Origin of the sequence: Methylobacterium organophilum (assembly GCF_022533465.1) — a bacterium.
GTDB lineage: Bacteria > Pseudomonadota > Alphaproteobacteria > Rhizobiales > Beijerinckiaceae > Methylobacterium > Methylobacterium organophilum.
On record NZ_CP092848.1, the window covers coordinates 1,200,354 to 1,226,356 of the forward strand.

Annotated in this window: 28 protein-coding genes and 1 tRNA gene; 15 read left to right on the forward strand and 14 right to left on the reverse strand. The window is 71.4% G+C overall.

Features of this window, described 5'->3' with window-relative positions; genetic code table 11:
• Positions 1-59: 59 nt before the first annotated feature.
• Positions 60-806, forward strand: coding sequence for a sigma-70 family RNA polymerase sigma factor (locus MMB17_RS05480; RefSeq protein WP_241101351.1), 747 nt, complete (start codon positions 60-62; stop codon positions 804-806).
• 7 nt (positions 807-813) lie between these two features.
• On the opposite strand, the gene MMB17_RS05485 is transcribed toward MMB17_RS05480, so the two are convergent.
• The gene (locus tag MMB17_RS05485; protein ID WP_241101352.1) at positions 814-1,332 is read right to left on the reverse strand and encodes a TspO/MBR family protein; all 519 of its coding nucleotides are present in this window, start codon (positions 1,330-1,332) and stop codon (positions 814-816) included.
• Between the two features lie 98 nt (positions 1,333-1,430).
• On the opposite strand from MMB17_RS05485, the gene MMB17_RS05490 reads away from it, so the two are divergent.
• Complete coding sequence (locus MMB17_RS05490; protein ID WP_241101353.1) at positions 1,431-2,627, forward strand: trans-sulfuration enzyme family protein; 1,197 nt, start codon at positions 1,431-1,433, stop codon at positions 2,625-2,627.
• 113 nt (positions 2,628-2,740) lie between these two features.
• Positions 2,741-3,220 (forward strand): hypothetical protein, encoded by a 480-nt coding sequence (locus tag MMB17_RS05495; RefSeq protein WP_241101354.1) that lies wholly within the window; start codon positions 2,741-2,743, stop codon positions 3,218-3,220.
• Between the two features lie 100 nt (positions 3,221-3,320).
• On the opposite strand, the gene mdoH is transcribed toward MMB17_RS05495, so the two are convergent.
• Positions 3,321-5,225 carry a glucans biosynthesis glucosyltransferase MdoH gene (mdoH, locus tag MMB17_RS05500; protein ID WP_420847334.1) on the reverse strand — a complete coding sequence of 635 codons (1,905 nt, stop codon included), beginning with the start codon at positions 5,223-5,225 and terminating at the stop codon, positions 3,321-3,323.
• 215 nt (positions 5,226-5,440) lie between these two features.
• On the opposite strand from mdoH, the gene MMB17_RS05505 reads away from it, so the two are divergent.
• The 6 genes from MMB17_RS05505 to MMB17_RS05530 all read left to right on the forward strand — a co-directional run bounded on the left by MMB17_RS05505 (position 5,441) and on the right by MMB17_RS05530 (position 11,167).
• Entirely contained in the window at positions 5,441-6,985 is a 1,545-nt protein-coding gene (locus MMB17_RS05505; RefSeq protein WP_420847335.1) for an OpgD/OpgG family glucan biosynthesis protein, read from the forward strand.
• Between the two features lie 44 nt (positions 6,986-7,029).
• Positions 7,030-7,449, forward strand: a complete 420-nt coding sequence (locus MMB17_RS05510) for a DUF4864 domain-containing protein (protein WP_241101357.1) — start codon at positions 7,030-7,032, stop codon at positions 7,447-7,449.
• Between the two features lie 82 nt (positions 7,450-7,531).
• Positions 7,532-8,950 carry a threonine synthase gene (gene thrC, locus MMB17_RS05515; protein ID WP_238309595.1) on the forward strand — a complete coding sequence of 473 codons (1,419 nt, stop codon included), beginning with the start codon at positions 7,532-7,534 and terminating at the stop codon, positions 8,948-8,950.
• Positions 8,947-10,242: a M16 family metallopeptidase gene (locus MMB17_RS05520; protein ID WP_241101358.1), complete on the forward strand. Its 1,296-nt coding sequence runs from the start codon at positions 8,947-8,949 to the stop codon at positions 10,240-10,242. Before thrC ends, MMB17_RS05520 begins: the two co-directional genes overlap by 4 nt.
• Complete coding sequence (locus MMB17_RS05525) at positions 10,239-11,003, forward strand: 4'-phosphopantetheinyl transferase family protein (protein ID WP_241101359.1); 765 nt, start codon at positions 10,239-10,241, stop codon at positions 11,001-11,003. The genes MMB17_RS05520 and MMB17_RS05525 overlap by 4 nt, the downstream gene beginning before the upstream one ends.
• Before the next feature lie 87 nt (positions 11,004-11,090).
• Positions 11,091-11,167: transfer RNA gene (locus MMB17_RS05530), tRNA-Pro, on the forward strand.
• Positions 11,168-11,286: 119 nt separating this feature from the next.
• Here the strand turns inward: MMB17_RS05530 and MMB17_RS05535 are convergent.
• Positions 11,287-12,768, reverse strand: coding sequence for a site-specific integrase (locus MMB17_RS05535; RefSeq protein ID WP_241101360.1), 1,482 nt, complete (start codon positions 12,766-12,768; stop codon positions 11,287-11,289).
• Positions 12,769-13,365: 597 nt separating this feature from the next.
• Here MMB17_RS05535 and MMB17_RS05540 point away from each other — a divergent pair.
• The gene (locus tag MMB17_RS05540) at positions 13,366-13,884 is read left to right on the forward strand and encodes a metallophosphoesterase (protein ID WP_241101361.1); all 519 of its coding nucleotides are present in this window, start codon (positions 13,366-13,368) and stop codon (positions 13,882-13,884) included.
• Between the two features lie 48 nt (positions 13,885-13,932).
• Positions 13,933-14,559: a hypothetical protein gene (locus MMB17_RS05545; protein ID WP_241101362.1), complete on the forward strand. Its 627-nt coding sequence runs from the start codon at positions 13,933-13,935 to the stop codon at positions 14,557-14,559.
• Here MMB17_RS05545 and MMB17_RS05550 read toward each other — a convergent pair.
• The 8 genes from MMB17_RS05550 to MMB17_RS05585 form a co-directional block, all read right to left on the reverse strand.
• Positions 14,444-15,184: a hypothetical protein gene (locus tag MMB17_RS05550; RefSeq protein WP_241101363.1), complete on the reverse strand. Its 741-nt coding sequence runs from the start codon at positions 15,182-15,184 to the stop codon at positions 14,444-14,446. The genes MMB17_RS05545 and MMB17_RS05550 overlap by 116 nt on opposite strands.
• A gap of 531 nt (positions 15,185-15,715) precedes the next feature.
• Positions 15,716-16,321 (reverse strand): hypothetical protein, encoded by a 606-nt coding sequence (locus MMB17_RS05555; RefSeq protein ID WP_241101364.1) that lies wholly within the window; start codon positions 16,319-16,321, stop codon positions 15,716-15,718.
• Positions 16,322-16,440: 119 nt separating this feature from the next.
• Entirely contained in the window at positions 16,441-17,058 is a 618-nt protein-coding gene (locus MMB17_RS05560; protein ID WP_241101365.1) for a hypothetical protein, read from the reverse strand.
• A 123-nt stretch (positions 17,059-17,181) separates the two neighbouring features.
• Entirely contained in the window at positions 17,182-17,367 is a 186-nt protein-coding gene (locus tag MMB17_RS05565; protein WP_241101366.1) for a hypothetical protein, read from the reverse strand.
• A gap of 113 nt (positions 17,368-17,480) precedes the next feature.
• Positions 17,481-17,780 carry a hypothetical protein gene (locus tag MMB17_RS05570; RefSeq protein ID WP_241101367.1) on the reverse strand — a complete coding sequence of 100 codons (300 nt, stop codon included), beginning with the start codon at positions 17,778-17,780 and terminating at the stop codon, positions 17,481-17,483.
• Entirely contained in the window at positions 17,777-17,965 is a 189-nt protein-coding gene (locus tag MMB17_RS05575) for a hypothetical protein (RefSeq protein ID WP_241101368.1), read from the reverse strand. Before MMB17_RS05575 ends, MMB17_RS05570 begins: the two co-directional genes overlap by 4 nt.
• A gap of 31 nt (positions 17,966-17,996) precedes the next feature.
• A complete protein-coding gene (locus tag MMB17_RS05580) occupies positions 17,997-19,130 on the reverse strand; it encodes a hypothetical protein (protein WP_241101369.1) in 1,134 nt (377 codons plus the stop codon).
• A complete protein-coding gene (locus MMB17_RS05585; RefSeq protein ID WP_241101370.1) occupies positions 19,123-19,371 on the reverse strand; it encodes a transcriptional regulator in 249 nt (82 codons plus the stop codon). Before MMB17_RS05585 ends, MMB17_RS05580 begins: the two co-directional genes overlap by 8 nt.
• 186 nt (positions 19,372-19,557) lie before the next feature.
• Between MMB17_RS05585 and MMB17_RS05590 the strand changes: the two genes are divergently transcribed.
• Complete coding sequence (locus MMB17_RS05590) at positions 19,558-20,313, forward strand: hypothetical protein (protein WP_241101371.1); 756 nt, start codon at positions 19,558-19,560, stop codon at positions 20,311-20,313.
• Between the two features lie 96 nt (positions 20,314-20,409).
• Positions 20,410-21,273, forward strand: coding sequence for a hypothetical protein (locus MMB17_RS05595; RefSeq protein WP_241101372.1), 864 nt, complete (start codon positions 20,410-20,412; stop codon positions 21,271-21,273).
• A gap of 80 nt (positions 21,274-21,353) precedes the next feature.
• Here the strand turns inward: MMB17_RS05595 and MMB17_RS05600 are convergent, their stop codons facing one another.
• Both MMB17_RS05600 and MMB17_RS05605 read right to left on the reverse strand, forming a co-directional pair.
• On the reverse strand, positions 21,354-21,665 hold the full coding sequence (locus MMB17_RS05600) for a hypothetical protein (RefSeq protein WP_241101373.1): 312 nt from the start codon (positions 21,663-21,665) through the stop codon (positions 21,354-21,356).
• Between the two features lie 222 nt (positions 21,666-21,887).
• The gene (locus MMB17_RS05605) at positions 21,888-22,265 is read right to left on the reverse strand and encodes a hypothetical protein (RefSeq protein WP_241101374.1); all 378 of its coding nucleotides are present in this window, start codon (positions 22,263-22,265) and stop codon (positions 21,888-21,890) included.
• 263 nt (positions 22,266-22,528) lie between these two features.
• Here MMB17_RS05605 and MMB17_RS05610 point away from each other — a divergent pair, with 263 nt between their 5' ends.
• Together MMB17_RS05610 and MMB17_RS05615 are read left to right on the forward strand one after the other, a co-directional pair.
• Complete coding sequence (locus MMB17_RS05610) at positions 22,529-23,902, forward strand: HEPN domain-containing protein (protein ID WP_241101375.1); 1,374 nt, start codon at positions 22,529-22,531, stop codon at positions 23,900-23,902.
• A gap of 171 nt (positions 23,903-24,073) precedes the next feature.
• A complete protein-coding gene (locus MMB17_RS05615; protein WP_241101376.1) occupies positions 24,074-24,400 on the forward strand; it encodes a hypothetical protein in 327 nt (108 codons plus the stop codon).
• 556 nt (positions 24,401-24,956) lie between these two features.
• Here MMB17_RS05615 and MMB17_RS05620 read toward each other — a convergent pair.
• Positions 24,957-25,931, reverse strand: coding sequence for a DNA cytosine methyltransferase (locus MMB17_RS05620; RefSeq protein WP_241101377.1), 975 nt, complete (start codon positions 25,929-25,931; stop codon positions 24,957-24,959).
• Positions 25,932-26,003 lie beyond the last annotated feature (72 nt).

The following is a 26,003-nucleotide window of genomic DNA, read 5'->3' on the forward strand; positions in this document are numbered from 1 at the left end:
GGGGTTCACACTTCCCCGTGACTGACGGCCTCTCCGGCCGTCGACACGTTACGGGATACATGTCCGGCAACGCTTCCCTCGTCGAACCCGTCGCCGACGACGACGCGGCTCCCGTCCTTCCCCACGGCGTCCGTCTGCATCTCGGCCAGCTCCTGGCGGAGACCTACCGGCGCGACGCCTCCGCGGAGACCGGCGACCGTTTCGCCGAGCTGATGGAGCGGCTCGCGAAGGCGCTCGACGCGCAGGGCGCGCATGACGAGGCGGCCTTCCGCGCCGAGTTCCTGGAGATGGTGCCGCGGCTGCACAACTTCGCCATGTCCCTGGCCAAGAACCCGACGCTGGCCGACGACCTCGTCCAGGACACGCTGCTGCGCGCCTGGCGCTCGCGGACCCGTTTTGCGACCGGGACCAATCTCGGCGCCTGGCTGTTCACGATCATGCGGAACGCGTTCTACTCGCATCACCGCAAGGACAACCGGGAGCTCTCCGACAGCGACGGCGACCTCGCCGAGCGCATCGCCACGGTGCCCGAGCAATCCGGCTACGTCGATCTCAAGGATGCCCGGCTCGCCCTGGAGCGCCTGTCGCCCTCGATGCAGCAGGCGCTGATCCTCGTCGCCATCGAGAACCTCAGCTACGAGGAGGCGGCGGAGGTGATGCAGTGCCGGGTCGGCACGGTGAAGAGCCGCGTCTGGCGCGCCCGCGAGCAGCTCGCCCTGATCCTCGGCTACGACGCCGCCGAGATCGGCGCGGACAGCATGACCCTTTCCGCCCTGGGCGGCTCGGACCGGGTGATGGAATCCTGAAGGCGCCTCAGTTCATCCGCCAGATGACGCCGTTCAGCAGGCTCGCGAAGGCGACCCAGGCGGCGTAGGGCACGAGCAGCCCGGCCGCCAGCCGGTCGAAGCGCCAGGACAGGCGGATCGTCCAGAGCGCCATCACCAGCATGGCGAGGGCGACCACCAGCCCGGTCCCGAGGGCGTGGGCGGCGAAGAAGACCGGCGTCCAGGCGGCGTTGAGGGCGAGCTGGGCCAGGAAGGCCGCCAGCGCCAGCTGCCAGCCCCGCCGCGCCGGCCCGAAGGCCGGCCGCGCCCCGAGCAGCCGCCAGAGCGCCACGGCGATCATCGCGTAGAGGATCGTCCAGGCCACGGGGAACACCCCGTTCGGCGGGGTGAAGGCGGGCTTGTTCAGGGTGGCGTACCAGCCCTCGATGTTCGAGCCCGTGGCGAGGCTGCCCAGCAGCGCCGTCAGCGCCACGGGCAGGATCGCCGCGAGGAGCCGCGGCCATGGCGGCAGGGCCGGTTTCTCGGGAATCGCCGTCGCGTCGCTCATGCCGCTCGTCATGCATCCTGCCGGGACCAGCTCCGCCTTGCGCGCGCCCGGCGCTTCCCGCAAGGGGCAAGCCGCCCTCAGGCCAGGACGGGACCGCCATGACCTCCAACTCGTCGCCCACCGATCGGGATGCATCGCCGACCCCGCCGGCCTTCTCCGCGCGCTCGCAGGCGGTGCAGGCCCTCGGGCGGATCGATCCCACGACCCGGGGCGTGGTGCCGCCGCTCCACCTCGCCACGACCTTCCTGCGCGACCCCGACAACGCCTATTCCTCGGGCTACACCTATGCCCGGCCCGACAACGCCACGGTGCGCGAGGCGGAGGCCGTGATCGCGATGCTGGAGGGCGCCCGCGCCGGGGCGATGCTGTTCGGCTCCGGCATGGCCGCGGCGACGGCGGTGTTCTCCGCCCTGGAGCCGGGCGACCACGTGATCGCGCCGAAGGTGATGTATTGGGGCCTGCGGCGCTGGCTGCTGCGGGAGGCCCCGCGCCTGACCTTCGACCTCGACCTCGTCGACGCCACCGATCCGGAGGCGATCCGCGCGGCGATCCGGCCGGGCCGGACCAAGCTCGTCTGGATCGAGACGCCGGGCAATCCGCTCTGGACGGTGACCGACATCGCCGCGGCCGCGGCGATCGCGCATGCGGCCGGCGCCCGCCTCGCGGTCGATTCGACCGCGGCCTCGCCGGTCCATACCCGGCCCCTGGAGCACGGGGCCGACCTCGTGATGCATTCGGCCACCAAGATCCTGAACGGGCATTCCGACGTGGTGGCCGGCGTGCTCGCCGCCGCCAAGCCCGACGCCTTCTGGGAGCGGCTCGCCAATATCCGCTCGCAATGGGGCGCGATCCTCGGACCGTTCGAGGCCTATCTGCTCACGCGCTCGCTCCGCACCCTGCACCTGCGGGCGAGCGCCCAGGCGCGCAACGCCGCCGAACTCGCCGAGCGCTTCAGCCGGCACCCCCATGTCGCCGCCGTGCTCTATCCCGGCCTGCCCGGCCATCCCGGCCATGCGGTCGCCGCGCGCCAGATGGAGGGGGGCTTCGGCTTCATGCTCTCGATCCGCGTCGCGGGGGGCGAGGCGGCGGCCATCGCCACGGCGGCGGGGGTGCGGCTGTGGAAGCGGGCGACCTCGCTGGGCGGCGTCGAGAGCCTGATCGAGCACCGGGCCTCGGTGGAGGGACCGGGCACGCCCTGCCCGCCGGACCTGCTGCGCCTCTCGGCCGGCATCGAGTCGGTGGACGACCTCCATGCCGATCTGGATGCGGCCCTGCGCCAGGCCCACGGTTCCTGAGACGCCGCGGGGAGCCTCACGGGAAATTTCGGGGCCTCCGGCTCCGGTCGGGCCGTTCCGGCGTTGTCGGGAAGACAGGCCGGGTTTCGATCGCCCGGAGACGGAGCCCGCCGATGACGCCGACCGCCCGACCCCTCGCCCGCCTCACCCTCGCCTTCGGGCTGATCGGGGGCGCCTTGCCCGCCCTCGCCGAGGACGGGCCGCCGAAGCTCGACATCGAAGCGACCTGCAAATCGGCCAGCAAGGCGGAGGTCAGCCTCAGCGACAATGCCAGCGTCGATGGCTGCCTGCGCTCCGAGCGGGCGGCCCATGACGAGCTGAAAAGGCGCTGGAACGACTATACCCCCGCGGCCAAGCTGCAATGCTCGAAGCAGTCCCAGGCCGGCGGCTTCCCGTCCTATGTCGAGACGGTGACCTGCCTGGAGCTCGCCAGCGGCACCGTGCCCACGCAGCCGGCCGGGGATTCCCCCGCCACCGCGGGCGACGCCGCCCGGAAGGGCGCGGCGACCGGCCGGAGCAGCGACAGCAAACTCACCGCCGAGCCCTCCCCGCGCCAGCGCACCGACCCCCTCAAGGTGCTCGATCAGAAATAGGCCGTCTCCCTCGCGCCGCCCGCGCGGGAGGGTCGCCGCGGCCCGCTCGGGCTGACCGAACCGGCCTCGGACGGGCGGCCGGTTCGAAGGCGCCGCCTCGTCAGCTCGAGCGGCTGCCGGCCTCGATGCCGCCCGGCCTCCAGCCCGCCTGGACCGGGCCCGGAGCGGGCAGCCGGCTGCGGTGGAGGGCGGCGAGTTCGGGGGCCTGGGCCGTGTCGTCCTCGGTGAGGAAGAGCCGCCAGGCCTTGGACAGGCGCCCGAGCTGCGGGCTGCTGGTGAGCACGCTCTGGACCGGGCTGGTGATCAGGGCGAAGGCGACGGGCGCCATCCAGAGGGCGAGGAGGCTGTCCCGCGCGAAGGCGAGGACGAGCGCCAGCACGATGCCGGCAGCGACCGCGTCCGATTGCAGGCGGAAGGCTTCGGCCCAGGGCACCCGGCGGTCGTCCCGGGTCTGGGCATCCCAGCGCACCACCCGGCCGAGGAAGGTCGAGACCACCGCGCCGGCCGCGAACAGCGTCATCACCGGCCAGAGGATCACCCAGGCCGCCTGCTCCAGGGCCGCGCTGGCCAGGAGCGAGCCCGTGCCGCCGAAGGCCTGCCGGCGCTCGGGCGAAGCGAGCACCCAGCCGAGGCTGAGGAGCTTCGGCAGGGCCATCACCGCAACCACCAGGGTGGCGAGCGTGAGCGAGGCCGGCGTGTTTCCGGTGAGGCCGTAGCCGAGCAGGCCGAGATCGCCGCTGCGCGCCGCCTGCAGGGTGCCGAGTGCCAGGAAGGCGGCCCAGAGCGGATAGATCAGGTAGCCCAGGATGCCGACGCCGAGATGCCAGCGGCTCGCCGCCTTCAGCCCGCGCAAGGAGAGGACGCGCAGGTGCTGCAGGTTGCCCTGGCACCAGCGCCGCTCGCGCCCGAGCAGGTCGACGAGGTTCGTCGGCATCTCCTCCCAGGTGCCGCCCATCTCCGGCAGCAGGCGCACCTCCCAGCCGGCCCGGCGCAGCAGGGCGCCTTCCACGATGTCGTGGCAGAGGATCTCGCCGCCGAGCGGCGCCTTGCCGGGCAGCACCGGCAATTCGGCGTTCTGCGCGAAGGCGGCGATGCGCAGGATCGCGTTGTGGCCCCAATAGGAGCCGTCCGGCCCCTGCCAGGTCTCCAGGCAGCGCAGCGAGAGCGGCGCGTAGAGGCGCACGGCGAATTGCTGGATGCGGGCGAACAGGGTGTCGCGGCCGGCCGCGTAGGACACGGTCTGGATCAGGCCGACCTTCGGGTTCTCCTCCATCAGCCGGGCGAGGCGGCGCATGGCGGCCCCGGTCATCAGGCTGTCGGCGTCGAGCACGATCATGAAATCGTAATCGTGCCCGTAGGTCGCGCAGAACTCGGCGACGTTGCCCGCCTTGCGGCCGGTGTTCTGGGCGCGGCGGCGATAGCGGATGCGCGGTAGGCCGTAGCCCTCGCGCTCCGCCCAGGCTTTGGCCCGGGCATATTCGTGCTCCTCGACGGCGCTGATCGCCCCCTCGCGAGTGTCGGACAGGACGAAGAGGTCGATGTCGGAGCCGTCGCCGCCGGCCTGCCGCAGGGAGCGCGCCATCACCCGAATCGCGGCGAAGACGGCCACGGGATCCTCGGCATGGATCGCCACCACGGCCGCGGTGCGGCTGCGCCCGCTCGCGCCGGCGGGGACGGTGCGGGCGCGGATCTCCAGGGGGGAGAGCAGACGCTCGCCCATCAGGGCGGCGATGAGCCCGTAGAGATATTGCCACGCGGTGAAGGATTGCCACGCCATCAGCAGGGCGAAGAGGCCGAGCACGCTTCGCCCGAGCCAGGTCTCCGGCAGGCCGTAGGCGGCGAGGGCCAGGGCCGGGATGGCGGCGGCCATCGCCAGGGTCGGCAGGGCCAAAGCGAGCCGGCGCAGGAACAGGCGCGGCGGCGTTCCGGGGGACAGCACGGGGGAGGCGGCGAGGCCAGCCGTACCCCGAAGAGGGGCCTCGACGGAGGGGGCCTCGTGCGACACTTTCGAAAGAGGCATGTCTGGCAGGGACATGGGGCGGGGCACTCGAACGGGGCCAATCGGGGTCGCCCGGCCCCGCGGCAGGGGGACGGATGGGCAGGCGCGACGAGGGGTTCGAATCGACCGCGCTGACGCGGCGGTCGGTGATGCGGGCAGCGTTCGGCACGTCGGCCGGTGTTATTGTTCCTATTAGCCTAGATCTGAATGCGACCAGAACAATGGCGCAGGCCACCGAATCGGCACCGGACCCGGCCAGGCTGTCACCGCAGGGCCCGGATCAGGCCGTCCTCGACTACCCGGCCCTCGTCGAGCGGGCGAAGGCGCTGGCGGCGCAACCCTACCGGCCGGCGGCCGACGACCTGCCCGCCGAGCTGGGTGCGCTCACCTACGACCAGTATCAGGCGATCGGCTTCCGGCCGGAGAAGACGCTCCTGCTCGGCCGCTTCGGATTGCAGCCGTTCCATCGGGGCTTCCTCCAGAGGAAGCGCGTCGCGCTTCTCCTGCAGAAGCGGGAGGGCGGGGTGCAGGCGCTCGACTACGCCTCCGACCTGTTCGATCTCGGCCCCTCGCTGAAGGGGCGCTCCTACCCGGCCGCCCTCGGCTATGCCGGCTTCCGCCTGAGCTTCGGCTTCGACGCCGGGGCACCGCAGGTGCGGGAGGAATTCCTGGTCTTCCTCGGCGCCTCGTATTTCCGCCTGCGCGGCAGGAGGCAGGTCTACGGTCTGTCCTGCCGCGGGGTCGCCGTGAACACGGGCGGGCCGGGCGAGGAGGAGTTTCCGGACTTCACCGAATTCCGCATCCTCGAGCCTGCGGCGGAGGAGACGCGGCTCACGATCCTGGCCCTCCTCGACGGCCCGAGCCTGACCGGCGCCTATCGCTTCACGGTGAGCCCGGGCGAGGAGACGCAGATCACCGTCGCTGCCTCGCTTCACCCCCGCCGCAGCATTCCCCGGCTCGGCCTCGCCCCGCTGACCAGCATGTTCCTGCACGGGCAGAACGGTGCGGGCGCCCGGGGCGCCCAGGGTTTCGACGATTTCCGGCCCCAGGTGCACGATTCCGACGGGCTCTGCGTCGCGAGTCCGGGCGATCGCCTCTGGCGGCCCCTCGTCAACGGCCGAGCCGCCCCGCAGATCTCCGCCTTCCGGGCCGCACCCTGCCAGGGCTTCGGCCTGATGCAGCGGGAGCGGCACTTCGCCGCCTATCTCGACGTGCAGGCCCGGCACGAGGACCGGCCGGGAATCTGGATCGCCCCGGAGAAGGAGAGCCTCGGCGTCGGCTCGGTGCAGCTCTACGAGATCCCTTCGCGGGACGAGGCGATCGACAACATCGTGGCCGCCTTCGTCCCCGAGGCGCCGGTGACGGCGGGCCGCTCGATCGACCTCGCCTACACGCTCGCCACCGTCGGCGACGGGCCGGATGCGGACCTGCCGCGCTCCCTCGCCCGGGTGGTCTCGACGCGGGTCGGCTCCGCCGAGCGCCTGCGCCCGACCAACCCGCCGAGCCCGGAGCGCCGGCTCTACGCGATCGATTTCGAGGGGCCGGATCTGCCGCAGGATCCGATGAGCCCGATCGCGGTTTCGCTCTGGGCGAGCGCCGGTGCCTTCCTCGAACCCTTCTGCGAGCGGGTGCCCCAGACGGGGGGCTGGCGGCTCTATGCCGAGTACCGTCCGCCCCATCCGTTGCCGCCGGGGGACGTGGTGCTGCGGGCGCGGCTGTCGCAGGAGGGAAAGCCGATCACCGAAACGTGGGATGCGGTGGCGTGAGATTTGCCGCGATATCGTCGGCCTTCGGCAGGAGACGGCGGACCATGCGCATCGTCCTCTCGGGCGTCCTCCTGACGCTCCTGATGCCCGCCGCGGGCCTCGCGGCCGACGAGGCCGACCGGCAGGCGGCGCGGGGCACCATCGCGCGGCAGATCGAGGCCTTCCGCCGGAACGACCCGGCCACCGCCTATGATCAGGCCGCGCCCCAGATCCGCACCCTGTTCCCCTCTCCCGAAACCTTCCTCGCCATGGTCGAGAAGGGCTATCCCGCGGTGCTGCGCCCGCGCAGCTACAGCTTTGCCGGCAGCGAGGACACGGGCGAGGACGAAATCACGCAGGGCCTGAGCCTGCAGGACGAGAACGGCATCGACTGGCTCGCCGTCTATTCCCTGCAGAAGCAGACGGACGGGCAATGGCGCATCACCGGATGCCAGCTGCGCAAGGCGCCCGGCAGCAACACCTGATCTTCGCGCGAACGACATCTTCGGCTCCGCTTCGACACGCGTTTCGTCATCGTGTAGAGGGGGCGCCTTCCCGGAGGCATCCTTGCTGCACGTCTCGACCCGCGGCGCCGCCGCGCCCTTGAGCTTTTCCGACGCCCTTCTCGCCGGCCTCGCCCGTGACGGCGGTCTCTACGTGCCCGAGAGCTGGCCGGTGATGTCGAAAGCGGAGATCGCCGATCTCGCCGGCATCCGCTACGCCGACGCCGCCAAGCGCGTCCTGCGCCCGCTGATCGACGGCGAGATCGCGGATGCGGATCTCGACGGGATGATCGAGGCCGCCTACGGCACCTTCCGGCACCCGGCGATCTGCCCGCTGACGCAACTCGACGACAATCTCTTCCTGCTCGAGCTCTTCCACGGCCCGACGCTCGCCTTCAAGGACGTGGCGATGCAGTTGCTCGGGCGGCTGATGGACCATGTCCTGCGCCAGCGCGGCGCCCGCGCCACCATCGTCGGCGCCACCTCGGGCGATACCGGCAGCGCCGCGGTGGAGGCCTTCAAGGGCCTCGACCAGGTCGACGTGTTCATCCTGTTCCCGCATGGCCGCGTCTCGGACGTGCAGCGCAAGCAGATGACCACGATCGTCTCGCCGAACGTGCACGCCATCGCCATCGACGGCAATTTCGACGATTGCCAGAACCTCGTGAAGGCGATGTTCCAGCACGCGGATTTCGCCGATTCGGTCCGGCTCTCCGGCGTCAACTCGATCAACTGGGCCCGGGTCGCGGCGCAGGCGGTCTATTACTTCACGAGCGCCGTCAGCCTCGGCGCGCCCCATCGCCCGGTCTCCTTCGCGGTGCCGACGGGCAATTTCGGCGACATCCTCGCCGGCTGGGTCGCCAAGCGCATGGGCCTGCCGGTCGAGCGACTGATGATCGGCACCAATGCCAACGACATCCTGGCCCGGACGCTGGAGCACGGCGCCTACGAGATCCGCGGCGTGCAGGCGACGACCTCGCCCTCGATGGACATCCAGATCTCCTCGAATTTCGAGCGGCTGCTGTTCGAGGCCCTCGGCCGCGACGCCGCCGCGCTCGGCCGGCTGATGGCGGGCCTGAAGCAGTCGGGCGGTTTCCACCTCGACGCGGCGGTCCTGCGCAGCGTGCGCAGCGAGTTCGACGCCGCCGCCGTGCACGAGCCCGACGTGGTCGACGAGATCGCCGGCACCTACCGGAAGACGGGGGTGGTGCTCGATCCCCACAGCGCCATCGGCGTGCGGGCCGGGCGCAAGCTCCTGCAGAAGGACCCGAAGACCCCCGTGGTGGCTCTGGCCACCGCGCATCCGGCCAAGTTCCCGGACGCGGTCTCGCAGGCCACCGGCGGCGGCCGTCCCGTCCTGCCGCCGCATCTCGCCGACCTGATGGACCGGCCGGAGACGGTCGCGAACCTCGCCAACGACCAGTCGGCGGTGGAGCGATTCATCCGCGAGCGGGCACGGATCACGCGGGGCAGCCCGGTATGAACCAGCATTTCTCGACCTTCGGCGCCTCGCCGGGCCTGCGCGTCAGCCGCCTCGCCAACGGGCTCACCGTCGCCACCGAGGCGATCCCGGGGGTGGCCACCGCCACCCTCGGCGTCTGGGTCGGCGTGGGCTCGCGCAACGAGCGGCCCGAGGAGCATGGCCTGAGCCATCTCATCGAGCACATGGCCTTCAAGGGCACGCAGACCCGCTCCGCCCGGCGGATTGCGGAGGACATCGAGAATGTGGGCGGCGAGATCAACGCCGCCACGAGCACCGAGAGCACGAGCTACACTGCCCGGGTGCTCGGCGAGGATGTCGAGGTCGCCCTCGACGTGATCGGCGATATCCTGACCTGCTCGACCTTCGATGCCGGCGAGCTCGCCCGCGAGAAGAGCGTGATCCTGCAGGAATACGCCGCGATCGAGGACACGCCCGACGATGTGGTCTACGAGGCCTTCACGGAAGCCGCCTTCCCCGGCCAGGCCGTGGGCCGGCCGATCCTCGGCACGCCGGAGACGATCTCGGGTTTCGACCGGGCCGCGATCGAGGGCTACCTCGCCCGCGAATACGTGCCGGGCCGGATGGTGCTCGCCGCCGCCGGCGCCGTGGAGCACGAGGCCATCGTCGCCGCGGCGGAAAAGTCCTTCGGCCATCTCGCCCCCGCCGCGGCGCCGGAGATGGAGGCCGGCCTCTATCGCGGCGGCGAGCGGCGTCTGCTCCGCAAGCTGGAACAGGCCAACCTCGTCATCGGCCTGCCGGGCCTCTCCTTCCGGGACGAGGGCTATTACGCCCTGCACCTGTTCAGCCAGGTGCTCGGCGGTGGCCTGACCTCGCGGCTCTGGCACGAGGTGCGCGAGACCCGCGGCCTCGCCTACGAGATCCAGGCCTTCCACTGGCCCTTCTCCGATTGCGGCCTGTTCGGCATCGGGGCAGGCACCTCGGCCGAGGACCTGCCGGAGCTCGTCGAGGTCACCATCGCAGCGACCCGTGCGGCGACGGAGCAGCTCGACGCGGAAGAGCTCGCCCGGGCCAAGGCCCAGCTCAAGGTCTCCCTGCTCTCCGCCCTGGAGACGCCGGGCGGCCGGATCGAGCGCAATGCCCGCCATCTCCTCGCCTGGGGCCGCATCATCCCCGCGCAGGAGATCATCGCCAAGGTCGATGCCGCCGGTGTCGAGGCGGTGCGGGAGGCCGGCCGCCAGATGCTGGCGGGCCTGCCGACCCTGTCGGCGATCGGCCCGATCCGCAAGCTGCCGTCCCTCGAGCGGATCACGCAATCCTTCCGCGCGGCGTGATCGCGCCCTCGCCCTGGATCGAGGCGCGTCCCGGCCCCGTCGCCGGACCGGTGGTCTGGCGCGTCCCGATCGATCTCGACGCCGCGGGTCGCGCCGCCTGCCGCGACCTCCTGGACGAGGCGGAGCGCGGGCAGGCGGACCGCTTCCATCGGCGGGAGGACCATGACCGCTCCGTCGGCAGCCGGGCGGCCCTGCGCCTGATCCTCGGCGCCGCCTTGGACTGTCCGCCCCACGTTCTCGCCTTTCCGCGGGACGTGAATGGCAAGCCGGATCTCGCGCCGCCCTGGCAGGGCCGGTTGCAGTTCAACCTCACCCATTCCGGATCCCATGCGCTGATCGCCGTGAGCCCGAGCCATCGGATCGGCGTCGATGTCGAAGGCATCCGCCCGATTCCGGATCTGGCCGAGTTCGCCTGCCGCATTCTGTCGGTAAGCGAACGGGAGGTCTTTCGAAGGCTTCCCGAATCCGCGAAGGAAGATGCCTTCTACGGGGCCTGGACGCGCAAGGAAGCCGTGCTGAAGGCCCTCGGAATCGGGATCGGCTTCGGGCTCGAGCGGATCAGCGTGAGCCTCCCGCCCGCCGTGCCGCGTCTCCTGGCCCTGGCGAGCCCGGGAACGGACGCCACCGCCTGGAGCCTGCACGACGCCCATGCGGATGCGCGGCATCCTGGTGCGGTCGCGATCGAGGCGTCCGGTGCCTCCCTGCAACACCGCACCCTGCCAGCTGGCTGGTTCCGCGCCCTGCCGGAACGCCGTTCCTGAGTAGGCGAAAAGGAATCGCCGGTTTCACTTGCAGCCGGAAAGCCCCCTCGCTATAAGCCGACCCGCTGGCCCCCTGGGGCCCAGCTTCGGAGTGTAGCGCAGTCTGGTAGCGCACCACGTTCGGGACGTGGGGGTCGCAGGTTCAAATCCTGCCACTCCGACCATTCTCCCCTAGGAGAGTGCGTCTTCCCGAGACCCAGCCCAGGAGGCCGGCCACAGGTTCGGCCACAGGTTGGTGCAAGAACCCGCTAATCGGACCTTCCGGCCACGGGTTCGCGGCCCTTCAGGCAGCCCGCTTCCGCCCCCGCCCCCCGAGCGCCTTCCGGGCGCCTTCCATGTGGGCGTCGGAGTGGTGGCCGTACCGCTTCTCGATCATCTCGACGGTCATGCCGACGTAGCCGGCCAGCTCCCAGATATCCACGCCCGCCTGCATGCCCCAGGTCACGGCCGTGTGCCGGAGCGAGTGCCGGACGACGTCGTCGCCGAAGCCGAGGTCGAAGCACAGGTTCGCGAACGACCGCTTCGTTGACCCGACCGGCTTGCCCTGCCACTCGACGACGTAGCGCTGCCCGAGCTTGTGATGCCAGCGCCAGAGATGGTTGACGAGGGAGTCGGGCATCCGGACCGTCGGGGCCTGCTTGTTCTTCTTGGCCTCCACCGCGATCGCCTTCCGGTGGAAGATCGCAACCCGCTTGATCACGGGGACCTGGACCCGGCGCTCGAACACCTCGCCCTCGATCGTCCGGGTCTCGACGCGCTCCTCCACCGTGGTCTCGGTCTTGAGCTCCATCCAGGCCTTGCCGACCTCTCGCACGAAGCTCGCGTTGCAGATCGGGCCCGAGCGCGTGCCGGTGCGCAGGGCCACGATGACGAAGCGCGCCAGGTGCTGGCCGACGCGGCGGCCGATGACGCGCTCGCCCTTCCTCGGACCCGCGTGGACCGTCTGGACCTCGCGCTTGCGCCAGGCGCCCCGGACGATTCGCGCGGCCTCCGGCACGGTCAGCCAGCGGTCGCGCTCCTCGCCCTTGGGGGGCAGGGTCACGTGGACCGTGTCGCGGGTCAGGGCGTCCTTCGCCGCGAGGTTGATCGCCGCCCGGAGGTCCTCCAGCTCGCGCCGGGCGCCGCCCTCGGAGACGACCCGCTTCTTCGCCGGCTTCGAGTGGCCCCGGCGCAGCGGCTTGCCGTCGCCGGTCCGGGGCTCGCCGTTGCGGTCGAGCCCGGCGCGGGCGTGCGCCTTCCAGGGCGTGCCGACGCGCGAGGCGACGTATTGGGCGCAGGTCGAGCTGTCGACCTGGTCGAGGGTTCGCGTGCCCCACCACCCTAGGAGCGTCTCGATCCGCTGGGCGAGCTCGTTGTGCCGGGCGACCCCGCCCTTGAGCTCGCCGGTCGCCGGGTCGATCCGGCCCTTCCTGGCGGTGAGGTATCGGTCGAGGACCTCGGCCACGAGGACCTCGCGCGCCGGCCGGTTCTTCCGGGCGCCCCCGGTCTCGTCGGGGGCGACGACGGAGAGCGTGGCCGTGTAGTCGTCTAGCGCCCGGAGCGCTTCGCGTTCCTGATCCTTGCCATGACCGCAGCCAGTGCTTCGGACTTGCTTGCCGCGGTGAACGATCCACCAGCGGCCGGTGCGGTCGACGCCGTCGGCGTCGGATCGGCCGGGGCGCCACCAGAGGTAGGGGTTGCCTCGGCCGGTCTTGCCGAGGGTGCGGGGCTTCGAGGCGGCTCGGGACGCTCGGGGGCGCTTGGGCTTCGGGGCGTCGTCCGGCATCTCTCTCTCCACTCGCGGACGAGCCGCTTCGTCACGAACATCCGCCGACCGTGCCACTCAACGACGAGCTCCCCCCGCTCGTGCGCCCCGCGCAGCGCGGCAGCGGTCCAGAGCGGCACCCGGCCGAATAGCTCGTCCGGCTGGCACAGCTCCGGGAGCCAGCAGGCCGTCTCCAGGTCGAGCGGCGCGTCCTCGTGCGCGTCAGCCGCAAGGCGGGGGCGGTCCTCAAACATCGGACCGAAATCGAATATCCAGGTCGGCATGACCCGATCCTTGCCTGAAACCGTGGCCGGCGGAAGTGCGCCGTGGGTCCCTAGTTAACAGTCGTTCCCCTAGGCGTCCTGGGCGCGGGCCACGCGGCCAGGGATCCGGTAACCGCGGCGCGAATCCCGGCTTGCCGCCGGCCCGGCGATCGGCGAGGCTCCCCCGCATGACGACCGCCCTCCGCATACGGAAACGCTTGGCCTGAGGCCTGCCACCGCCGCCTGGAAGTCCCCGGCCGGCTCGCGTTTCCCCATGCATTCGGAGGCCGTCATGGCCGTCACATGGTTCGTATCGGATACACATTTCGGCCATCGCGGGATTCTGTCCAGTCGAATGGACCGACCGCGACCGTTCCCCTCAATCGAGGCGCATGACGAATACCTTATTTCGCGCTGGAACGACCGAGTTCGCGACGAGGACATCGTCTGGCATCTCGGTGACTTCGCCTACGGCGGGGGGCATTCCTACGCGAGGCAAGTCTTCGACCAGCTGCGAGGCCGCAAGTTCCTGATCGTGGGCAATCATGAGCAGCAGGGCCTCAGGCTCCCGTGGGCGGCCCCACCCGTCCAGGCCTGCCAGGTTCACGTGCAGGATCCCGGCATGCCGCGCCCCCAGGGCGTCTGGCTGTCCCACTACGGGCATCGGACTTGGCCCTATCGGCACAGGGGCGACATCCACCTCTACGGGCATTCGCACGGGTCCCTGCCGGCGACCTCGCGGTCGTGCGACGTCGGCGTCGACGTCTGGGACTTCAGGCCCGTGCGGCTGTCCGAGATCCTAGAGGTCCTCGCGGAGACGGCCGCCCGGGAGGCCGGGGACGCCGCGGCGGCCGCGCTGGCGGAGGCGGCGTAGACGAGGCGATAAGGGCGGCCGCGATAGGGCTCTCTGAGGAGGAGAGCGATGCGGCTGTACAAGCGATGCGAGGCGAAGACTTTCGGGGTCGAGGACACGGTGGACGAGACTAGGCGCAACTGGCGGGAGCGCCGCGGCCCTGAGCGCATCGAGTTCAAGGAGCCAGCCCGCCTGTCGCTCTTTGAGGACTGGCGCGAGCTGTCCACGTCGCCAATCTACCAGCAGCACCGTCTCACCGAGGCCGCGACCGAGATCCTGGAGGAGGGAACGTACGGCCTCGGCAAGGACGCGGTGAAGGCCCTGCTCGCGGAACGGATCTACGAAGAGAAGGGCAAGGAGCGGTACGAGCCCGTCGGGATCGCGATCAAGCTCCCGTCGACTAAGGAGATCCGGCGCCGGGCCGGCCTGCTCGTTTACGCCTACGCGGACGAGCCCGACCAGGCTCGCCGCGTCCTGGAGGGCGGCCTCGGCTTCCAGCCGGTGCCCGCCCCCGGCGGCCTCTACATGACGGACACGCTGCGTGTCCTGAGCTTGACGCGATTCCACGCTCGGCTCTGTCTCACGGGCCGCATCGAACAGGCGTGCTCGTGGGGCGCGTACGATCGCCTGACCGGCGGCGACGATCGGCCGGCGGCGACCGAGGACGTCGACGCCCTGGGCACGCTGGCGCCCTAGCCGCCGTCTCCTCCGGCGGGGTGCCCCCGTCGCAGGGGGCGGCGTCCTCGATGCCGAGGGCGGCCTTCAGCGCGGCTAAGTTCCGGCGATCCAGGAAGCGCCAGGGCTGCGGCTCCGCGAGGATCTGCTTCACCAAGTCCAGCGTCGTGTACTCCATCAACCCGACGAGTTGCTGCCACCCCTCGTCGGTGGCGAGGTCGTTGGCGTGCTGCCACTGGCCGAGCGAAGCCCCGTCCGGCCGATACCCGCCGCGCCACACCGCCTTCAGCCCCGTCACCGCCTCCACCCGGCGGACGGACGGGAAATCGCCGGTCGCGGGGGTGCTCAGCAACAGCGCCGCCGTCCCGTCGTCCTCCTTCACGAGCATCACCGGCGCCCCGATGGAGCGGGGCCAATCGGGGGCGTCGGGGTCCTGGAGGCAGCCCAGGGAGCTGTTCCAGTGCCGCCACTCCTCCGTCAGGCCGGCCTCGACCAGGAGCTTGAGCGCCTCGCTCCATGTGACCCTCGGCGCGGGCGGGGCGGGCAAGGGGTCCGGCGTCTCGGGCCGCCGCATGGGGCCCGGGTCGCCGAGGATGTCCCAGATCGAGATCTGGCGCGCGCGGGGGGGCTTGGGTGCACGGGCCATCTCACGCCCCCTCGGTCTTGCCGGCGCGGCCGGGGGTAATGGGCTCCTCGTCCTCGCAGAGCTCGGCAAGGATTCGCGCGATGTAGGCCCTGCTCCGCGAGGGTGCGCGGCGGCGGCTCGGGCGTCGCGGGCGCCTCCGGCTCCGGGGCCGGCGCCGCGGCGGCCGCGGCCTCGACCTCGGCCGGCGGCGCGAACGCCGATCGCGGCGGCCAAGCCGCGCGAATCGCGGCGGCGCGGCGCTCCAGCTCGTCGGCGAGGTCGTGCGCGATCGGCCCGAGCTCGAAGAAGACCGCGGGCGGGACCGGCTTCTTGCCGGAGACCCATGACGCGACTTGCTGCGGCGCCCGGCCCAGGGCCTGCGCCATGTCGGACTGCCAGCGCGGCCCGTACGCCGCCTCGCCGGTGCGGATGACGACGTCACGGACCTGCCGCTGGAGATCGTCGAGGCCGCTCAAGTCGACCTTCGCGGCGCGGCGCTCCTTCGCCGCGTCGGTGCCGGGAGCCGGGATGTCGGGGCGAGTGCGGGTCATCTCAGAGCTCGTAGGCGCGCGAGGGCAGGATGTGGTTCTCGTACTCGTGGTCGGCCGTGTCATCCTCGGGCAGGAGCAGCTCCCTGACCCCCCGGCGGATCCCGGCGACCCCCTCGCGCTTGCCGCGCTGGTAGCCGGCCTCCCACGCCGCGATCGCGATCTGCGCCTCGCGGCGCGTCGTCCCGGCGGCGAGCGTCAGGAGGGGCAAGGTGAGGTCAGCGGAGTCGGCGACGCGCCAGAGCGAGACCCGCGGCCCGCCGACGTCGTCGTACCAGGCCCGGGCGAAGGCTTTGTAGCCGGGGAGCTCGCCGAGCGCCGCCACGACGGTGACCTCGCGGTGGCGGAGCTGCATGTCGCCGAGCCGGCGGCGCCGCTCCTCCAGCGCCAGCCAGGGATCGCGCTCGCGGTCCTTGGCCCCGTGCGTCTCGACGAACCGGCGCGCGGCGGCCTGCGCCTCCTCGGAGGCGGTCCACTCGTCGTCCTCGCTCCAGTCGCGCGGGGGCGGCAGGGCGCCGACGAGGGGCGCCAGGATCCCGGCGAGCTCGTCGTGCTCGACGGCGTAGACGTTGACCGCCAGGAGGGCGGCGACGGCGGTTTCGGCGTCCATGACTCGATCCCTTGTGCAAGCCCGGAGGGTTCGGGCGGTGGCGGTGGAAGCCCCTCGACAAGCCGCCCTGCGAGGGCAGCTGGTGGAGGGGCCGGGGGCGGGAGCCCCCGGCGCCGGCATCAGGCCGCCTCGCGCTCGGAGATCTCGGCCAGGATCAGGTCGCGCACCGCCACGTCGGCCGCCGTGCGCAGCTGCGTGCCTTCGGCCAGGGCCTCGCGCAGCTCCCCGTCGACGACTTCGTCGTCCACGACGTAGGCATCCACGTAGTCGTGGGCGTCGGCCAGGGCCGTCTCCGCCCTCCACTCGCCCTGCGACGTGTTGCCCTCGAAGCCCGCCTCGACCTCGGCGACCGCCGCGTCGAGCTGCTCCTGGTCGATGTCGAGGTCGTCGAGGCCCGCCGGGGTCTTCGTCCAGCGGAAGCGGCTGGCGTCGCAGCCGTTCGCCTCGATGTGGCGGTAGAGGCGCTCGGTGCACTCGCGGCCGATGAAGCCCTTCTGGATGGCGTAGCTGCGCGCCTCGGACTCGTCGGAGAACTGGTTGTCCTCGCAGGTGTCGGTCGAGACGTGCCAGGTGCCGTCGTCGTTGGCGATCACGGCCGGCGGGCGGCTGTTGGACTGCGCGTAGGCGTCCTGCACCGCCGCGTCGTGGCTCGTGCCGATGCCGAAGATCCCGCTCGCCTGGTCGTCGCCGGGGACGGCGATGAAGAAGCTGACGGCGGTGTCGGTCTTGCTGCTCATGATGCTGCTCCCAGTCCTGCCCGGAGGGTTCGGGCGGTTGTCGGTATCGGCCCCTCGACGAGCCGCCCCGGCGCGGGGGCGGCTGGTGGAGAGGCCGGGGGCCGAAGCCCCCGGCGGGTCCGCTCAGCGGCGGCGGATCTCCAGCTCGAACCTGGTGATCTGAGCCATCGCCTCGGCCTGAGCGGCGAGGAACGCCGGGGGGACGGGGCGGCCCTTGGCGTCGAGGCGGGCGATAATCCGGGCGCTGCCCTCCAGGCGCTGGCGGGCGATCTCCAGGTTGCGCTCGGCGGAGTAGGAGTTCTGCGTCATCTCGGGGTCCTCGGGGCCGGGGGACCATTCCCTCGGCTCTGGTTACAAATTATTAACCATGCGGCCTGCTGTCAAGGGTTGGGTTGAAGATTTTTAACCCGGGATGTCGATTTTTAACTACCGCCGCGCAGCCAGGACGCGTTCCGTCGGCGGTGCCCCTCGATCTCCGCAGCACGCTCGGTTCGCTGACCGTCGAGGTCCCGCTCGAACGCATTCAGCAGCCGAGCGCGCAGCTCGCGTCCCTCCGCCGCGAGGGGGTGCTCGCCGGGGCGGGGCTGCGTCACGATGACGAGGCGGCTCGCATAAGCGGCGAACATCGAGAGCCTGCGGGGTCGCTCGGCCGGGGGGTTGGCAAGGGCATCGCGAGCATCGAGGACAGCGGCGTCGATGGAGGCGTGATCGGGACGGCTCAAGGGCGGGCTCCTGGCAGGCTGACGGGCACGTAGACGAGGCCGCTCCGGAAGATCCGGACGCGGTAGACGCGGACGGGGCGCCCCGGCTCGATGCGGTCGCGGACGAGGTCGCCGTCCCGCTCGACGGTCTGCAGGCGCAGGGGCAGGCGCTCGATGGCGGCGCGGAGGGATCCGCGCCGGGTCACAGGAGATCCTCCAGCGCCGCGGTCCTGGTCATCAGGCGACCCTCCCGTTGGCGAGGGCGGCCTCGGCGAGGTCGGCCCGGACCCACGAGATCGCCGCCTGCGGGGCCAACCCGGTCCGCCGGGCGAGCTCGACCGCCAGGGCCAAGCCCTCGACGTCGAGCCGACCGCGGAACGCGACACCGTCCGGGTCCGGCTCGCAGTAGAGCGACAGCCCGCCCTCGTCCTCATCGCGCGAATCGGCGGCAACGGGCGCAAGGAACGGGACGACGTTCGTCTGCGGCAGGTCGGAGGGCGGCGCCTCCGGCAGGAACTCGCCGACGGCCTCGATGCGCCGGGGCCGCGTGAGCCCGAGTCGGCGCAGGTGCGTGTAGACGGCGGCCGTCGACACCCCCCAGCGGACCGCGAGTTCCGGCGCGCGCGGCGTCTCGGCGTGGGCGGCGCGGATCTCGGCGTCGCCGGGAACGCGGCGCTCGCGCCCCCGGCGGGCGTCCGGCGTGGTCTCGGTCTCCGGCATGGCGGCGGGCTCCTCCTCGGGGGCGGCGGGAGCGGGATCGAACGGGGCGCCGGCGAGAGCCGGGAACACGGCGATGACGGCCTCGCGCTGGCACTCGCCGAGGGCATCGGCGAGCTCGGCGGACGGCTCTGGCAGGACGTAGCGACCGCGGGGCGGCTGCTCGGGGACGAGCCCCAGGGCGATGCGCAGGACGTCGGCGACGGCCCGCTCGTGATCGCGGAGCGCCTCGATTCGCGCGGCGGCGGCGAGGTCGCCGCGGCCGGCCCGGCTGGTCAGGCTGACGGCAAGACCGCGAGCTTCCGAGGAGCAGCGGGGCACGTCGACGAGGCCGCGCTCCTGCGCGACGGGGAGGATCGCGTTGTTCCGTATCCCGGCAGCCCGCTCCCCGGCCGCTGCGCTGCCGAGGGCGTAGGCCGCCTCGACGGCGATCGCCTCCTCCAGGGCCGTCGTCGACCGCTCTCGCCGCGTGGTCGGCCCCTGCCCCTGCAGGGACCGGCCGATGCGAGCCAGGCCTGCGAGTGTCCGGGGCTCGATCCAGTGCCAGCGGCTCTCTGCCGCCTCTGCCCCGTGGCTCTCGAAGAGTTTCGCGACCGCCACCGGATCCGGGGTGACGTAGACGTTGCGGTCGATCGAGCTGAGCGTGTCACGCATCGTGACCTCCCATGGCCACCAGCCGGCGCTCGACGCCGACAGCGCGGCACACAGGCCCGGTCGGGGCGCGCCGGCCGGTCAGCACCGCGGACACGACCGCCGGGTCTAGCCCGAGGGCGGCCGCGGCGGCGCGCTGCGTGCCGGCGCGCGCGACGGCCTGGCGCAGGCGGGCGCGCACGTCGTCGTCGGTGACAAGGCGCGGGGGATCGACCGCGCGCACGGGGGCGCTCGAAGAGCTCATCGGGTCCTCGGGGGTGGGTTGGCGACTACTCGCGAACCAAAGGTAGCTTGAAGTCTGGTGGTGTCAAATGGTTCAATGCATCAACGCAGCAGAATTCATCGTTACAAAGAGTTTGTAACGATGAGCACCGGAGCGGACGCAAGCTGAAAGCACGAAAGCACTTCTCCGGTGCTTTAGGAGGTCTCGATGGATACGATCGCCCCGTCCCCGTCCCCGTTCCTCGATCTCGCATGGCGCCTCGGGCCCGAAGGGCGCTGGGTCGCCGCACGCACGCCGCTCGCGACCGCGGCGTGGGACCGGTGCCGAAGCGGGATGCGCGAAGCCGGATTCGACGTCCGCGGCAGCCTTGTGACATGGGACCTCGCGCGGGCGCCGTCGGAACCCCGGCTGTCGATGCGGCTCTCCGCGTGGGAGAGGGTTACCCGGGCCGAGCTCGCGGCTGCCGAGGCGCGCGAGGTGGCCCGCCGCCCCGTCGACGCGGAGGCCCTCGCGGCGGTGCAAGCCGACCTGGAAGAAGCGCTCGCTCGCCACCGGTGGGCGTTCCGGGACAAGGCGGCTCTAGCGGAGGGATTCGCGGGCGCCGCCAAGCTCTCGCCGGGCCAACACCGATTCGCGCGCGCCCTCCTGCACGAGGCGCGAGACGTCGTCGCCGCCGTGGATCGCCGGCTCGCGGAGCCGGCCGGCCAGGAGGACCTCGCGGCCGTGCAAGAGGCCGACGTCCGGGAGGACCTGCTCGCGGCGTGCCGGTGGCTGTCAGGCCTCGACGACGACCGGTGCCGCGACCGGAACGGCGTGGGCTGGAGCGCTGTCACGTCGGCCGCAGGGCATCGGCTTGCCGCTTCTGATTCGCTCGACGTGCTGCAGGCGGCGCACGCCCGGAGGCTCGTCTATCCGCACCGCGCCCAGCTCCCTCGCAAGCTGCGCGACCGCCTCGGGTGTTGAGGGGGCGCGTGACCGGTCACTGGTTACTTTCATGCCGCGGACGGAATCTCCGGTCGCGGCACACCTCCCCTTCCTCGGCCGCCTGGGACCCCCGCAATGTTCGCTCGCTTCCTCGCCTACCTCTCCGCCCTGTTCGCCTCGATCGGCGAGTTGACCCTCGAAGGCGTCAGCCACCTGCGCTCGGCCGGGCGCGCCGCCTCCTCCGCCGTAAGCGAGGCGGCCTCCATGCTTTGGGACGACCTCAGCCCCGCCCGGAAGGCCGCGAAGGCCGCCGGCAAGGGCGCGGCCGCCGTCGGCCGGGGCGCCGCCACGGTCGGCGCTGGCACCGTGATCGCCACCGGCACCGCGCTCGAAGGCGCCGCCGGGGTCGTGGGCCGGACGCTCGGCGCGCTCCTGCCCACCGCGCCGGTGACCGCCCGGCAAGTCGCCGACGGCGCAGTGGCGAGAGACGACAATCGGGGCCACCGGGTCGACCCCGAGTACCAGGCGGCCCACGATGGGCTTCGCGACGCTTGCTTGGTGGGGATCAAGCTGCAGGGCGCGGCCAGCTCGCTCCTGAGCCGCGGCGGCCCCTTGCACGCGATCCACGCGGATGGCCTAACGCCTCCTGTGACCGCTTGGTTGGAGAGCCTGTCGCCCGCTCAGCTGAAGGCCGTCGTCGACGCCCCGAGCTACGCCCTGGACCGGCACCTAAAGGCCGAGGCGAAGTCCGACCTCCTGCCCGGCCTGCCGCCGGTCCTCTCTACGGTCGCCCGGCAGGCCCAGGCCGCCAACGCGGGCGAGCTCGACATGGCGGAGATGCTCGCGAAGGCGAAGGCTAACCTGCGGGGCAGCAAGGGCGAGGCCGAAGCCATGATGCAGAGGGGCACGTCCCGCCGCCCGCCGGAGGGGCCTGAGGAGGGCGGGCAGGTCGTCCCGATCCGGGGCCCGCGCCCGACGCCCCGGCCGTCATTCGGCTGAGCCCGGGCCCTCTCCGAAACGACGAAGACCCACCGGAAGCTCCCCGCCGGGTCTTTTCTATTGGGGTGCCCCCGAGGGCGTCAGACGCCGCAGATCTCCCGAAATCCCTGGACGAGCCGGGTCTGACGATCGAGGAGGATCTCAAGCTCGCGGATCTGCTGCCGGGCGTGAGCAAGCTCGGCCTCAGCCCGGGCGGCCCGGTTGAGGGCGGCGGCCTCGGCGTCGCGGACTTCGTCGAGCCTATCGGCGAGCCGGACCACGGCATGGCGATCGTCGCGCTGGGCCCGCTTCACCGTGCGCATCGCATCCTGAAGCGCAAAGTGGCCCATCAGCATCCCCTGGCCGAGGCGCCCGGCGACGTCCGCGGTGATGTGGGCTGCGTGGTGCGACATGGGATGGCTCCGGCGGCTGGGTGTGCCCTGAAGTTGGGCCTGGGCGGATTCGGCCGTCAACTGCGCGGCCGGACCTTTCGCGAGCTATCCCTGGCCGGAAGTAAACACGCGACCGGTCTAGGCGAGGGTTTTCGGCCCGGGAAGACGTGTACGTTACTCCTATACTTAGTAACGCCTGCTGCCCGGAATGAATCGGGTTTCTCGCAGTGGGCTTCCGGGCCCTCAGGCGGCTTTGGCCGGCTTGGCAGGGCGCCTCGGGAGCGTCAGGAGCCGAGCCTGCAGGGCGGCCGACACGCCCTCGGCGGTGTAGACGAGCGGCTCCGCGCCGGACTCGTGCGCTTCGAGGACGCGGCGGCGCAGCATCTGCGCGGCCACGCGCAGCAGGACATGGGGCAGAATCGCCGTTTCCAGCCGCTGACCGGGTTGGGCGGAGAGCAGGCACGCGCGCAGGGCGTCGACGACGGCCCGCTCGACCGCTGTCGGGAGCGGACGCCCGGCTTCGGCTAGGCGCTCTCGCTCGGCGCGCTTGCGGTCACGACGCTGCGCGCGCTGCCGAGCGACGCGCTCGGCCTCGTCGAGGGTGCGGGGGGGCACAGTCATAGGGATCCTCCGGTGGCGACAGGAGGAACATGCAGGAGGGCGACGCAAGGATCTACGACCGGTCACGGCCGACGGCGTGACCAGGGGCGCCCGGGGCGTGACCGGGGCGCGTATCCTGGACGTTTGTTTATTTTCACGGGCGCACAGGGGGCGCACGGCAGCCCGCCGTCGGGTGAACCGACAACCGCTCGAACGGGCGTGGTATCGCCCAGCGGAAGGCCGGACGCCATATACGGCCGCGGCGCGACCGGATCGGATAAGATATGCCCAAGCTGAAGGACCTTCTCGAAACGGCTCTCCGGGAGACCCTGACGATGAACCAAGCGTCGATCGACGCGTGGCGCCAGGAAAGGCCGGGGGCTCCCTTCGGCCCGAGCATCGCCGCCGGCGACGAGATGGGCTCCTACCGCACGAGCGAAAGCGCGATGGCGGCACTCGCCGAGATCGCCGACCAGACCCTGGCGAACGACGCGGCCCTGCAACGGACGACCTCTGTCGATACCGCCCGCCTCCAAGCCGCGTCGACGCTCGGCGAGCTGCTCAACGAACTTGCGGCCGGAACCGATGCCGACGCCAACTGGGCGACCTACAAGAAGCGGTATCGGGAGCGCCTAGGCCGTGGGAAGGGTCGCATCACCCACTATTTCCCGGTGTGGCTCTTCACACGCCAACAGGTGCCGGATTTCGACATCGGTCCCGTGAGCTTCCGGTCGCCCGAAACGTGGATCGATGAGGTCGAGCGGCGCCGTGGTCAGCGATCCAGCTGGATGGACGGCGTCCTCGGCATCTGGAATGGGACGCCCGTCTCGCCCGACGTTCCCGTCGCAATCCGATCCGTCGCGCGGTCGGTTCGCCCCGACCAATGGGTCGCTTGCGTCACCCTTGAAGGGTTCGAGAAGGCGGAGGCCTACCGCCGGGCGCGGACCGCCGCCCGTGCCGCCCTCAACGTCCTTCGTCTGCTGGTGGCGCCGCCCGACAATGCCCGCATCCGGCTTGCCGCCGATCATGGCCCTCCCGGCGGCGTCGACCGTCTGAGCCAGCGCGACGGCGAGGATCTCGCCCACGGGGGCTCGATCAATTGGGGGGGCTTGTCGGGTCCTCCGGGCATGGCGGCGAACATCGTCGGCTCGAACGCGGCGTTCCTCGCAGCAGCTGGAGCGCGCATCGCCGTTACCCTCAGTCCGGATCCCAAGCTCGTACCATGTCCCGAGCTGTCGGAACGCTTCGTCAACGCGCTGCACTGGTTCGGACGCGGTTGCATGGCCGACGCGGACTTCGAGGCCCTCGTGGACATGGCGATCGCGCTCGACGTCCTCTCCGGCGGACTGCAAGAGCCCGGCATCCTGGAGCTGTCCGCGAGACTGATGAAGCTACCGCGGGCTCATGTGATGATCAGCGACGGGACCACGCTGAAGCAGCTCGTGAGTCGCATCTACGGGTACCGGTCCGAGATCGCGCATGGATCGATCCTCGCACTCGACGAGCATTTGCGAACCGAGAGGGGCCAAGCCGAGGCCTTCGCCTCGGCCATGTTGGGCCACTACGCGGACATGCTCGATCCCTATGCGGCTGCGGGAGGCTCGGACGACCGCGACGACTTTAGGAAATCGCTCCCTCCGGTCCCTCCGGATCCGTGAGAGATCCTCCCCGGCACCGAGGTTCCGCCCAGGCAAAGCCGTGCGGCCGGGCATTATGCACGCCCACCTTAGCCGATCGGCGAGCTCAGGCTGTCGTTCGACCCAGGCAGCCACGACATCCTCATCTACGGCGAGAACCGGCGCGCCAACGGCAAGGGCGTCCGCGCCCTAATGAACGCCGCCTTCCAGACCGGCGTGATGCTCTACTGCCGGTCGAAGGAACTCCCGCATCAGGGCGTCATCGCCCTCGACAGCCCTCTGCTCAGCTACCGCGATTCCCTCTCTAGGCACGGCGCGCCCGCCGAGGACGAGAGGCAGGTCGCGGAGAGCCGCCTCAACGAGCACTTCTACCGGTTCCTGATCGAAAACGCGGACGAGGCACAATTCATCGTCATCGAGAACGACGCCCCACCCATCGGCCTCGACGCCGACGCACGGGTGACGACGTTCGTCGGACGCCAGGGGTCGGGCGGGCGGAAGGGGTTCTTCCCGGTCTAGGGCATGGTCCCCGGGCCGCCACCCGGTCGCGTGCCGGCGCCCAGCCGCACCTCGCGCGGTCGGGTCGCCGAGGGGGTTGGGCGCCGCGATCCGACGTTCCCGCGGGATCCCATCCCCGCCGCATGACGGGGCGCCGGGACGGGCGGAGGCTGTCCTCATCGGGTCACCGGGCCCGAAATTCCGCCGGCGTCCCGTCCAGGACGGGGTCGGCGCCTTCCGGGAGCCACCGCCATGATACGCGCGCACGAGCATACCGTCGACTGAACCCCGGAGTGCCGCCGCGTGCCGAGCCTCCGCTTGCGGGGTTCGCTCGGTAACGTGAGGCGGGTATCGCCGTCACGGGGCCGCCCTGCAACGGAAACGTTCTGCCAAGCCTGCCTCGGCCGGAACAGCCGGTCCCCTGGGAAGGGGCGGCCCGATTGCAAGCCTCCGGACGCGCCGCATCGGGGGCCTGATAACCATGGCCCACATACTCTCACGGGGCGGCGTGCCGCCCCACCGGTCGCTAGGCAGGGCAGGAACGCAGTCCCGATGGGCTGCCGGCGAGGATCGTGGATCAGGCCGCCAGGGCGACCGGCTCAACGGCCGGAACCAAGGCTGAAACATCCGCAGTCAGGGCGCGCACGATGGCGGTCATGACCGGCGCGGCCACGCCGTTGCCGATGATGCGGATTTGGTCGCGTCGGTTGCCCTCGATGAGCTTGAAGTTGGCGCTGGGTCCGCGGGCCGGCTTGCGCGGTGCCAACCCCATCGCGTCACGGAGTTCCGGGACCTGGAGCATACGCAAGGTCGGCTGCCCCTCGTGCCACTGCACGAGTCCGAACCGGTCGAGCGTCGTGATCGTCCGCAGCGTCCGGTCGAGGGACTGCCAGCCCCCGGCCTTGTCGGACCCGTAGTAGATTACGAGGAAATCCTTCCCTTCCCCGATTGCGGCGATACCGGCCTGGGCCCTGGCCAGCGTGTTCTCCGACCGTCTAGGGGTGAAGAGCGGCCCCGCCTTCCAGGTTCCGAATGGCCGGATGAAGGTACGGGCCGTGACAGGCACGACATGCGTCCGCTCGGGCAATCGGGGCTTGGCTTCCCGATCGCAGATCACGAAGAGCCGCTTGCGCGCCTGCGGCACGCCATACTCGGAAGCGTCGATCACCACCGGCTCCGCATCGTAGCCGAGCCCCCTCAGGCCACCCAGCAGCCCGTCATAGCCTTCCCAGTTCCGGAGCGGCGTGACGTTCTCCAGGACGACCCAACGAGGCGCGGAGCTGCCCATCTTCCGAAGAAATTCGACGACGAAGTTTCCCGAGCGCCGGCTTTCCTCGTCACGGGGCTTGTTCCCCTTCGCGATCGAATGGTTGGTGCATTCGGGAGACGCGATGAGCAGGTCGATCTTGCCGATATCTTGGCCGAGGATTTCGGGGCCCGCATCCATGGAAAGGAGCTTGTTGACGACCCGTGCATGCGGGAAGTTGCGCTTGAAGGTGCGCGCGGCGACGTCCCAGCCATCGACGGCGGCCACGATCTCGGCGCCGGCCATGCTGGCTCCCCAGCTGCTCAGGCCCCCGCCGCAGAACAGATCAACCGTCCGAACCACCGCCACTCCCCCACG